14 protein-coding genes are annotated in these 11550 nt (G+C 31.7%); 2 read left to right on the top strand and 12 right to left on the bottom strand.

Annotated elements, in window-relative coordinates; all coding sequences use genetic code 11:
• The first annotated feature begins 27 nt into the window (after positions 1–27).
• The gene (locus ABD771_RS11200) at positions 28–693 is read left to right on the top strand and encodes a uracil-DNA glycosylase (RefSeq protein ID WP_345094552.1); all 666 of its coding nucleotides are present in this window, start codon (positions 28–30) and stop codon (positions 691–693) included.
• Positions 694–726: 33 nt separating this feature from the next.
• Here the strand turns inward: ABD771_RS11200 and ABD771_RS11195 are convergent, their stop codons facing one another.
• The 12 genes from ABD771_RS11195 to ABD771_RS11140 all read right to left on the bottom strand — a co-directional run bounded on the left by ABD771_RS11195 (position 727) and on the right by ABD771_RS11140 (position 9143).
• Positions 727–1362 carry a hypothetical protein gene (locus tag ABD771_RS11195; RefSeq protein ID WP_345094550.1) on the bottom strand — a complete coding sequence of 212 codons (636 nt, stop codon included), beginning with the start codon at positions 1360–1362 and terminating at the stop codon, positions 727–729.
• 12 nt (positions 1363–1374) lie between these two features.
• Positions 1375–1944, bottom strand: a complete 570-nt coding sequence (locus tag ABD771_RS11190) for a DUF3575 domain-containing protein (protein WP_345094547.1) — start codon at positions 1942–1944, stop codon at positions 1375–1377.
• Between the two features lie 55 nt (positions 1945–1999).
• Complete coding sequence (locus ABD771_RS11185; protein WP_345094545.1) at positions 2000–2932, bottom strand: transglutaminase-like domain-containing protein; 933 nt, start codon at positions 2930–2932, stop codon at positions 2000–2002.
• Positions 2933–2951: 19 nt separating this feature from the next.
• Entirely contained in the window at positions 2952–3803 is an 852-nt protein-coding gene (locus ABD771_RS11180; RefSeq protein ID WP_345094543.1) for a substrate-binding domain-containing protein, read from the bottom strand.
• A gap of 36 nt (positions 3804–3839) precedes the next feature.
• Positions 3840–4337, bottom strand: coding sequence for a hypothetical protein (locus ABD771_RS11175; protein ID WP_345094541.1), 498 nt, complete (start codon positions 4335–4337; stop codon positions 3840–3842).
• Positions 4338–4339: 2 nt separating this feature from the next.
• On the bottom strand, positions 4340–4891 hold the full coding sequence (locus ABD771_RS11170) for a GNAT family N-acetyltransferase (protein ID WP_345094539.1): 552 nt from the start codon (positions 4889–4891) through the stop codon (positions 4340–4342).
• 434 nt (positions 4892–5325) lie between these two features.
• Positions 5326–5703 carry a VOC family protein gene (locus ABD771_RS11165; protein WP_345094537.1) on the bottom strand — a complete coding sequence of 126 codons (378 nt, stop codon included), beginning with the start codon at positions 5701–5703 and terminating at the stop codon, positions 5326–5328.
• Between the two features lie 13 nt (positions 5704–5716).
• Positions 5717–5947, bottom strand: a complete 231-nt coding sequence (locus ABD771_RS11160) for a hypothetical protein (RefSeq protein WP_345094535.1) — start codon at positions 5945–5947, stop codon at positions 5717–5719.
• A gap of 3 nt (positions 5948–5950) precedes the next feature.
• Positions 5951–6817, bottom strand: a complete 867-nt coding sequence (locus ABD771_RS11155) for a nucleoside phosphorylase (RefSeq protein WP_345094533.1) — start codon at positions 6815–6817, stop codon at positions 5951–5953.
• Positions 6818–6927: 110 nt separating this feature from the next.
• Positions 6928–7260, bottom strand: coding sequence for a translation initiation factor (locus tag ABD771_RS11150; RefSeq protein WP_345094531.1), 333 nt, complete (start codon positions 7258–7260; stop codon positions 6928–6930).
• A gap of 308 nt (positions 7261–7568) precedes the next feature.
• Positions 7569–7967, bottom strand: coding sequence for a GxxExxY protein (locus tag ABD771_RS11145; RefSeq protein WP_345094529.1), 399 nt, complete (start codon positions 7965–7967; stop codon positions 7569–7571).
• A 225-nt stretch (positions 7968–8192) separates the two neighbouring features.
• Positions 8193–9143, bottom strand: coding sequence for an isopenicillin N synthase family dioxygenase (locus ABD771_RS11140; RefSeq protein WP_345094527.1), 951 nt, complete (start codon positions 9141–9143; stop codon positions 8193–8195).
• A 304-nt stretch (positions 9144–9447) separates the two neighbouring features.
• Between ABD771_RS11140 and ABD771_RS11135 the strand changes: the two genes are divergently transcribed.
• On the top strand, positions 9448–11424 hold the full coding sequence (locus ABD771_RS11135; RefSeq protein WP_345094526.1) for an alpha-ketoacid dehydrogenase subunit alpha/beta: 1977 nt from the start codon (positions 9448–9450) through the stop codon (positions 11422–11424).
• The last annotated feature ends 126 nt before the right edge of the window (positions 11425–11550 follow it).

The raw sequence follows: 11550 nt of genomic DNA, 5'->3' as shown, positions 1-11550 counted from the left end.
TTTATATTTTTGGTAAAAAATTAAGATATGTTGATTGAAATTAGCTCGTCATGGAAGGAAAAATTGAAAGATGAGTTCGATAAGAGCTATTTTGTCAATTTAGTTGAATTTGTTAAAAATGAATATGCAACTCACACATGTTTTCCTAATGATAATCTAATATTTTCAGCTTTCGATTATTGTCCTTTTGAGGATGTAAAAGTTGTAATTATTGGTCAAGATCCTTATCACGGATTTGGTCAAGCCAACGGATTGTGTTTTTCTGTAAACGATGGCGTAATTTTTCCTCCATCACTAATCAATATTTTTAAAGAAATTGAACAAGATTTGAAATTACCAATTCCAATATCAGGAAATCTTGAAAGATGGGCTAGTCAAGGAGTACTTTTGCTAAACGCAACCTTAACAGTTAGAGAGAGTGAAGCAGGAAGTCACCAGAAAAAAGGTTGGGAAGAATTTACGGATGCAGTTATCCAAAAAATTTCTGATGAAAAAGAAAATGTTGTTTTCCTTTTATGGGGTGGGTTTGCCAAGAAAAAAGGAGCAAAGATTGATAGATATAAACATTTGATTTTAGAAACCGGTCATCCATCTCCGTTGAGTGCAAATAGAGGTTTCTGGTTTGGAAATAAACATTTTAGTGCAACAAATTCATTTTTAAAAAGTAAAAATTTTAAAGAAATTGAGTGGTAAAATAAATCCATCACTTAGGATGAATTTATTATTTTAATTTACGGTAAAGTTATAATAACCCTCACCATCTAAATTACTTACATTAGAAAAAATGGTAAGAGATATGCTTTCAGAACTACTATTGGAACGTAATTCAACTTGACTTGTAGAAGAACTATTGTAACCAAAACTTAAACGATATTGACCTGAAGAAGGTAATTTTATTCCACATAAAAATTCATATCGATCATTGGCAACATTAAATTCTGCTGTGGCATTATAAAAACCACCTGTTACAAATTTACCCAAATTTAAATCAATATTTGGAAAGCTTGCATCAACTAATATCCATTCTTCTCCAACTTTTTTTTCTAATAAATAACTAAAAGCAAATGAAGGCGCATTGTTGGTCGTTTTTCTAATATCTAATAAATTTGTTTGATTAGGTTCAGCTAAAAGGCGATTGATATAAGAATTTACATAAAGATAATCACCAACATTATAATTAGCTTGAGTTTGAATTGAAACTAAATTTGGAACAGAAATATATTCTGTATTATAAAAATCATCATCATTTGTATCACATGAATTGAATGTCGTTACAAATAAAATTAATAGCGCTATTTTTTTAATTGTTTTACTCACAATTTTAAAATTGTTTTTTTGGTGTTCGTGAATCGTTGATTTCATAATGCTATTGTTTTAAAATCTATAACCTAAATTAATTCCAACTCGTGATATTACATTAGGGCTTTGCTCTCTTTTTGTCAAGTTAGAGCCAAAACCAACTAAAAATTCTAATGCCCAAGATTCTTTAAAATACATTTTATATCCTAAACTTCCACCAAGTCCAAAATCGGTATATTTTGATTTTTTTATAGTATAAAATCCATTTCCATTGGAATCGGTATCCCTTATTATTTCTTTGAAATCACCACCATTGGTAGAAGCAAAAATTTCAGCAAAATAATAACGCGATTTACTTTTAGACAAAGCATATCTTACATAAGGATTGATTTCATATTTGGGTAAGTTATTTCTAAAACCATCATTAAAATCGTCTTCAATTTTTTGGCTATTAGAAAAATTAGTATTCACTCCAACAGAAAAATCTTTTCCAAGAAAACGTTCGTAACTAAAACTCAATTTTCCATAAGCAATAGCTGATAGCACATCAACACGAAATTCATTTTTTTTATGGTCAAAAGGACTACTTTCTTGTGCAGAAACAAAAAATGTTCCTAACAAGAATAAACCTATTATTTTTTTCATAGAATTCTGATTTTAAATAGCTAATATACTATTTTATTTGATGTGTTTTGAAAAATTAATTTAAAGTAAGTGCACTCAAAATTTCTTCATTCATGAATGGTCCTCCAGGATATTTAGCTGTATAATCTAAATTTAGCCAAATATTGCCACGCTCATCAATATGATAATGCAATGATTTTCCTTTACTTTCTTCAGGAAAAAGTACTTTTTTTATTACATAATTGATGGTTTCTAAATCGACTTTATTTCCAATTAATATTTCTGGATAAATATGTCCGTCAGTGTGAATAAGTCTTGGTATTCCACCAATAGAACGAATACAGGCTGCCATTAAAATTGAATGATCATCACAATCTCCAGACAAATACTTTACTGATTCACTTGCACTAGAAATATATTCTCTGCCTTTTGGATCACTAACATAATTCCAATTATTATTTATTTCCTTAAATACTGAAAAACATTGAATTATAGTTAAATAATCATTGTAACCTTTAGCATCTTTAAAATGTTTATTAACTGCCATTAAGGAAAAATTTCTAACTTTAGGATTAGTATAATCTATTGCATTTGTAACTTTTGATTTATTTGGAAAAGGGAGTAATCTATCAATAATAATATCTTGAGGATAAGGATTATAACTCATTGTGTAAAGCATTGATTGATAATCTTCAAAAACAGTTTGAAAACCATAACCGCCAAAAAGAGTCCCATAAATTAAAGCAATTAAATAGAGAAAAATACTTATTAATGTAATTTTTCTCATGGCTCTCAGTATAAGTTGTATTAAAACTAACAAAACAATAAAAAGAAGTATTCTATCTATGTGCAAAGACCATTCTAATTCAATAATATTTTGATGTAAAATGATAAAAATTGGTATGGTTATAAGTACATTCAAAACAAAAATAATTACCATATCCCACGGTTTTTTTACCGTAAGTTTGTCTTTTAAGTACAAATAATAAAGTTTTGTTTTTTCTATCATTTTAAGAATTTGCAAAAAGCTAGATGGCCTTTACAAGTTCTGCAAAAGTACCTTTTTTCTCAATAATTTTGAGGTCAAACAGTTGATTTTGAATTTTGTTTAACATATTTTCTGATAATGGCTTTTGGGACCATTCTGTTAAACGCAACCATTCTTGAATATCTTCTATTTTTTGATGGTATTTTGTTGCTAAAGTTCTATCAATACTCGGAATTTCTTTGAACTCTTGCGTTGTGATGTTTATGATTTCAAGAATTTGCGCAATGGTGTTTGGATGTTTTTTCAAAATTTCTTCACGAATAGCAATAACAAAACATGGCCAAGGCGTTGGACAATCGGCAACTTTTCTAAAAATGCCTTTGTCTACCAATGGTTTGGTCATGAATTTTTCCCACATAAAATAATCAGATGTGCCTTTTGACAAACTTTCAACAGCACCATCAAGGGTATTTACAATTTCAAATTCTAAATTATCGGTATTCCAACCTTGATTATTAGCATTTACATACGCCATTAATTGCGAACCCGAACCCAAACGTGAAATAGCAACTTTTCCATGTTCTAAATCACTTAAAGTTTCATATTTCGATTTTGCATCGACATGAATTCCCCAAATCAATGGACTTTCAACATAAACCTGAACTATTTTAGAAGGATTTCCAGCATTGATGTCCTTTACAATTCCTTCCGATAAAATTACAGCAATATCCGTTTCGCCATCTCGAAGCATTTGGCACATTTTTCCAGTTCCTTCAGGAACATCAGTCCATTGTAAATCGATTCCAACGTCTTCAAACGCGCCATTTTCTATACACAAATGCCAAGGAAGATTGAAATGCTCTGGAACGCCTGCTATTTTTATAGTTTTCATTTAGTAGTATTAAGATTGGAGTAGTAAGTAGTGAGTCTATTCAGAGAGTTTTTGAATACATTGTTCTCTAATGTCCCAAATTTCATCAAAGGTATAATTTTGATTGGTTTCTTCAATCCATTTTTTCAAGAAAACTTTGTGATAGTCAACTTTAAAATCACTAACCTGTTTAGGAATTATCTCGATTTCTTTTAGGATTTCCTCTTTTATTCTATCGTAAAATGATTCCGAAGTTGTAACATCTAACGGAGTGCCATTAATCGTTAAATAACAATGCGCCTCTGGAAGGTAATCTATAGCATTTTTTGAAAGTAAATCTTCTAATTTAGGCGTATTTACTTCGTTCATTTTAAAAATTCCAATGTATAATTTTACGTTTTCAATGTCATTTTTATCTGCAAAATCCTTTAAAAAAGCATGTTTTGAGCTACAAGTTCCTTTATTTTCAGTTAAGATTAATGAAAAATCATACCTATTAGAATTTCTTCCATAAGGAATATGCCTTACTTTTTCTATTAGTTCTTCAAAATTCATTTTTACTTCATACTTCTATTTTCATATTTCGTACGTTCCAATTGCCACCATTTCCAAATAACACCATCTTTGTCTGGGTAATCTTCAATGAATTTCATGCCTACTTTTTGCAAAACATGATTGGATGCGCCATTTTCAGCATGCGTATAGGCATTCATTTTATCAATGTTCATATCTTTGAAACCATAATCTAGCCAAGCAATAGAAGCTTCGGTTGCAAAACCTTTATTCCAAAACTTCTCATCTAATCGATAACCATAATCATAGAAATTGGTATTGCCGTTTTCTACGTGATCGTTGATGTATTTGATTCCTGTCCAACCAATAAATTCGCCAGTTTCTTTTAAGATGGTTGCAAAACGACCAATGTTGTTGTCAACATATTGTTTTTGAACCATTTCAATTATTTTGATGGTTTCTTCAATAGTTTGAGTTGGTGTTTGCCATAAATATTTATGCACAATCGGATTGTTATCCATTGCAAACATGGCTTCAGCATCCGATAATTCTAACGGACGAAGAATAAGACGTTCTGTTTCTAATATTAAATCCATTGTTTTTATTTTTATGAACACAGATTGAAGAAATTAAAATAATTTAAAAAATTTCTCCAATTTCTCAAATTTCTCAAATCAGTGTTCCATAATTTAACTTAGCTACTATTCAAATATTATTTTTTATGAACACAGATTGAAGAAATTAAAATAATTTAAAAAATTTCTCCAATTTCTCAAATTTCTCAAATCAGTGTTTCATAATTTAACTTAGCTACTATTCAATTATTATTTTTTATGAACACAGATTGAAGAAATTAAAATAATTTAAAAAATTTCTCCAATTTCTCAAATTTCTCAAATCAGTGTTCCATAATTTAACTTAGCTAATATTCAATTATTATTTTTTATGAACACAGATTAAAGAAATTAAAATAATTTAAAAAATTTCTCTATTTCTCAAATTTCTCAAATCAGTATTCCATAATTTAACTTTATGTAATGTTAAAATGCGATATAACAATCCCAAACCCATCAGGATCCAAAAACTGAATCCCATTTTCGCTCCAATACGGATTTTTAGAGATCACAAATTGAACGGAATGGTGTTCTAACTTCTCTTTAAGCAAGTCAAACTCCAATTTACTATTCGGATAAAAAACCAAAAGATCATCGTCATCAAAAGTATGATTCGGAACTTCATCAGATTGTGTAAATTCTAAATGCCAATTCTCCTCTTGTTTTCCAATAAAAACACCATCATAACCATTATGATTTTCAAAACCACCAAGCAATTCCAATCCCAATACATCAATGTAAAAAGATTTTAATTGCTCTAAATTATTGGTATGTCTAGCGTATCTGAAGGTCATTTTTTTATTTTTTTTATTCAAAATACTCAATTGCCATTATAATGAAAACAAAGACAAATATTCCAAGCACAAAATTCTTCTTGTTAGAATCCATTCCACTATTGTCTGGGGTCTCAGCTTCAAATAGATAATACCCAATATTTTTTTCGTAATTTTTATCAAAAAAAATATTCATAAACATATAATAAATCCATCGAGCAAAACCTCCTAAAGCGAAAAATAATTTTTGAATTAAATGCCCCATAAACTACTCCGCCAATTTATCTAAAGCATATGCAATCAATTCATCAACAGCTTTATATGGATCTTCACTGAAAGTTCCTGTTGCACGATTGGCAATAATGGCATTCAATGATAAACATTGGTGTCCAAGTAATTTTCCTAGACCATAAATAGCTCCAGTTTCCATTTCAAGATTAGTCATTTTGATGCCATCGAATTCAAATTTGTCCATTTTACTGTTCAATTCTGAATCTTGAATGTCTAATCTTAAAACTCTTCCTTGCGGACCATAAAATCCGCCAGCCGTTCCTGTAAATCCTTTGTAGATTTTGTCACTTTCAAAACGTTTTTCAAGAATTTCACTTCCTTTGATTACGTACGGACGACCTTTTTTCATATCCCAATCGGTTTGTTTGATGAACGCATCTTCCATTTCGGTTTCAGAAATTTCATCAATCAAATAGGAGCGAAGCATGTTGTCTAATCCCAATCCGTATTGACTCATTACAAAACTATCGCAAGGAATATCTTCTTGTAACGAACCTGAAGTTCCGATTCGGATAATGTTCAACGAAGTCAATTCTGCTTTAATTTCACGAGTTTCCAAATCGATGTTCACCAACGCATCCAATTCGTTCATCACAATATCAATGTTATCCGGACCAATTCCAGTAGACATTACAGTAATTCTTTTTCCTTTGTAAATTCCAGTTTGCGTTTTAAACTCACGTTTTTGTTGTGAAAACTCAATGCTTGAAAAATGTTTAGTAATTTTCTCGACACGATTTTGATCACCAACAAAAATAATGTCGTGCGCAATATGTTCGGGTTTCAGATTTAAGTGATACACACTTCCGTCTGGGTTTAATATTAATTCTGATGATTGTATCATTTGTTTTTTTGTTTAAAAGTTTAAAGGTTTAAGAGTTTAAAAGTTTACTCCACATCTCGTACCTCGTACCTCGTACTTCGTGTTTCGTACTTCGTGCTTCGTACCTCGTTTCATCCTCCAACACGTTTTGTTTTAAATCCTTTCTCCTGCAAAAGTTTCATAATCCTATCGCGGTAATCGCCTTGAATAATGATTTCGCCATCTTTAAAAGTGCCACCAACAGCGAGTTTATTCTTCAATTCTTTGGCTAATAGTTTGAAATCTTCATCTTCGCCTTCATAACCAGAGATTATAGTAGTTGGCTTTCCTTTTCGTTTTTCAAATTTACAAATCATTGGTTCTTTTTGAACGTATAATTCGTGGTCTTTTTCCTCAACAGCTTCTGGTTGGTTAGAAACTACATGGTCTGGGAATAGGTTTTTTAATTGGTCTTGTAGGTCCATTTTTTATTTTTTTGAACGCGGATTTTAAATATTTTTTTTGAACACAGATTTAAGAAATTGGAATAATTTAGAAAATTTCTCAGATTTCTCGAATTTCTCCAATCAGCGTTCCTTTCTAATTATTTTTTTTGGACACAGATTGAAGAAATTAGAATAATTTTAAAAATTTCTCAGATTTCTCGATTTCTCCAATCAGCGTTCCTTTCTAATTATTTTTTGGACACAGATTGAAGAAATTGGAATAATTTAGAAAATTTCTCGAATTTCTTCCATCAGCGTTCTTAATTCCTTATTTATTAAAAGAAAATTTAATGTCTGTTATGTTTTTTGAATTCGTTAGTAAAAATTTTTCTAATGAATTGCGGGTCTTTTCCAAAATTCAACAATAATCCTACTTCACAATCGGTTGCTTTTAAATAATTTAATAATTGGCATTCGTGAGCTTCTACAAAATATTCAACACATTTTAATTCAATAATCACTGAATTATTAACTATTAAATCTGGAAAATATTCACCAACTATTTCATTTTTAAAAAAGACATTTAGTTCCTTTTTACTTTCAACTTCAAATCCTCTTGATTTTAATTCTATTATCATTGAGTTTTGGTAAACTTTTTCTAGAAATCCATAACCTAATTCGTTGTATACATCATAGTAAACTCCGATTAATGCTTTTGTTAGTTCTTGGTGCGGAAAGTTTTTCATATTTTTTTCTGTTTGGCGTTTAATTTATTCTAATTTATATTTTTGAGGAAAGATTTTAAAATTTCTTTGATTTCTCGAATTACTCCAATCTGCGTTCCTTTCTAATTATTTTTTTTGAACACAGATTAAATTAATATAATTTCTCCAATCAGCGTTCCTAAACCAAAAATCCAAACCCCAAAATTAATTGGAATTTGGAATTTATACAGTTTGAATTTCATTCCTTTATTTCTTAATCAATCCCAAATCAACCAATCGTTCATACAAGAATTCTCCTGCCGAAATATCATCATATAATTTTGGATTATCTGCATCAATACAATTCTCTAAAACGTCCAAACGCATATCGCTTACCGGATGCATGAAAAACGGAATAGAATAACGCGATGTGCCCCAAAGTTCTCTTGGCGGATTCACCACTTGATGTATCGTAGATTTCAATTTATTATTAGTGTGACGCGACAACATATCGCCCACATTAATCACCAATTCGTCTGGTTCTGCAATAGCATCAATCCATTCGCCATCGTGGTTTTGAACTTGCAAACCGCGACCTTGCGCACCCATTAAAAGAGTAATCAAATTGATATCACCGTGAGCAGCAGCACGAATAGCATTCTCAGGTTCTGAAGTAATTGGCGGATAATGAATCGGTCTCAAGATAGAGTTGCCTTCTTTACCGTAATTATCAAAATAAAATTCGTCCAAACCCAAGTGCAATGCCAAAGCACGCAACACATAAATACCTGTTTTTTCAAGCATTTGATAGGCTACTTTTCCAACTTCGTTAAAACGAGGTAATTCTTTTACTTCTACGTTATCAGGATATTCTGCAGCGTATTTGGAATCTTTGTCTACGTACTGACCAAAGTGCCAAAACTCTTTCAAATCGCCTTCTTTGCGACCTTTTGCATGTTCTTTTCCGAAAGAAACATAACCACGCTGACCTCCAATACCTGGAATCTCATAGCTGTATTTTGTTTCTAAGGGAAGAGAGAAGAAATTCCTAATTTCTCCATACAATTCATCCACCAATTTGTCATCCAAAAAATGACCTTTTAGCGCCACGAAGCCAATATCTTCGAAAGCTTTTCCGATTTCATTTACAAATTTTTGTTTACGTGTCGGTTCATCCGACAGGAAATCACGCAAGTCAACACTAGGAATGTTTTGCATTGTACTAAAACTTTTTTGTTAATAACTAAAATTGGATAAATACCAATCATATCTACAAATGTATGAAAATTTTATTTTGTTGGTATGGAAGTTATTAACAAATATTTTATCCAATTAGAAAAATTGTTTCAAATAATTCAATGAATTTTTAAAATTATTTTAATTTCTTCAATCTCTTTTCTGAGAAAAACGTTTCATTTTGCGCAATTCTTGAAAAACTTTAAAAACCGCAAACAATTCCGCAAAAAGTATAGTACAAACGTGTTCTTTTTTTATATTTTTGCAATCGTAAATAAACAATCTCATGAACTTTGATAGAAAAGAATTATCCAATATTCAATTATTAGATTTATATAAAAGACTACTAAAACCAAGGCTTATAGAAGAAAAAATGCTTATTCTTCTGCGTCAAGGAAAAGTATCCAAATGGTTTTCTGGAATTGGACAAGAAGCCATTTCGGTAGGAATCACAGCCGCTTTAGACCAAGACGAATACATTTTACCAATGCACAGAAATTTGGGTGTTTTCACCGGTCGTGACATTCCGTTGCACCGTTTGTTCTCACAATGGCAAGGCAAGAAAACCGGATTCACAAAAGGTCGCGACAGAAGTTTTCACTTTGGTACGCAAGAGTTCCACATCATCGGAATGATCTCGCATCTTGGTCCGCAATTAGGTGTTGCTGACGGAATCGCATTAGCAAACAAATTAAAACAAAACGGAAAAGTAACCACAGTTTTCACTGGAGAAGGAGCAACCTCTGAAGGTGATTTTCACGAAGCATTAAATATTGCTGCTGTTTGGGAATTACCAGTTTTATTTGTAATTGAAAACAATGGTTATGGACTTTCAACACCAACTAACGAGCAATATCGTTGCGAAAACCTTGCTGATAAAGGCATTGGTTACGGAATGGAAAGTCATATTATTGATGGAAATAACATCTTAGAAGTTTATACTAAAATTGCCGAATTGAAAGCGTCTTTAGCTGTAAATCCGAGACCAGTTTTATTGGAATTCAAAACCTTTAGAATGCGCGGTCACGAAGAGGCGAGTGGTACAAAATATGTTCCGCAAGAGTTAATGGACATGTGGGCAATTAAAGATCCTATTGCAAATTATAAAGAGTATTTGGTAAATGTAGGCGTACTTTCGGAAGAATTGGACACCGAATATAAAGCAAAAATAAAAGATGAAATTGACGAACATTGGGCAATTACACAAGCCGAACCAGATATTATTGCAAATTTAAGCGAAGAGTTAAATGATGTTTATAAACCGTATCAATTTGAGGAAGTTAACCCTTCTGATGAAGTAGAAAATATTCGTGTGGTGGATGCTATTTCTCATGCGTTGCGTCAGTCAATGGAACGTCACGATAATTTGGTTATTATGGGACAAGACATTGCCGAATATGGTGGTGCATTCAAAATTACAGAAGGTTTCGTAGCACAGTTCGGAAAAGAACGCGTTAGAAATACGCCTATTTGCGAAAGTGCCGTAGTTTCTGCCGGAATGGGATTATCAATTAACGGACACAAAGCGATTGTTGAAATGCAGTTTGCCGATTTCGTTTCTACAGGATTCAATCCGATAGTGAATTTATTGGCAAAACAACACTACCGTTGGAACGAAAAAGCGGATGTAGTAGTAAGAATGCCTTGCGGTGGTGGCACACAAGCTGGACCATTTCACTCGCAAACGAACGAAGCTTGGTTTACCAAAACACCAGGTTTGAAAGTCGTTTATCCAGCATTTCCTTATGACGTAAAAGGACTTTTGAATACTGCCATTAATGATCCAAATCCGGTGATGTTCTTTGAGCACAAACAATTGTATCGTTCGGTTTATCAAGATGTTTCTAAAGATTATTACACCATTCCGTTTGGAAAAGCGTCGTTGGTTAAAGAAGGAACTGATGTTACTATAATTTCGTTTGGAGCTGGAGTGCATTGGGCTTTAGAAACTTTAAACAAAAATCCAGAAATCAAAGCTGATTTAATCGATTTAAGAACCTTGGTTCCAATGGATACCGAAGCGATTTTGGCATCAGTTAAGAAAACAGGAAGATGTATTATTTTGCAAGAAGACACTATTTTTGGTGGAGTTTCAAGTGATATTTCATCGTTCATCATGGAGAACGCCTTCCAATACCTTGACGCACCAGTTAAACGCGTAGGAAGTTTAGAAAGTCCGATTCCATTTGTGAAATCATTGGAAGATCAATATTTGCCTAAAGTTAGATTTGAAGAAGCCTTGAACGAATTGTTGGCGTATTAAATTACAGCATTGAAGATTTGGAACACAGATTGGAGAAATTAGAGAAATCAAAGAAATTTTTATAATTATTCCAATTTCTTAAATCTGTGTTCAAAAAAACAAAAGGAACGCATATTAAAGAAATCA

Origin of the sequence: Flavobacterium chungnamense (genome assembly GCF_039539165.1) — a bacterium.
GTDB lineage: Bacteria > Bacteroidota > Bacteroidia > Flavobacteriales > Flavobacteriaceae > Flavobacterium > Flavobacterium chungnamense.
Note: the sequence above shows the minus strand (reverse complement) of the source record. Positions and strands in the feature narration are given on the sequence as shown.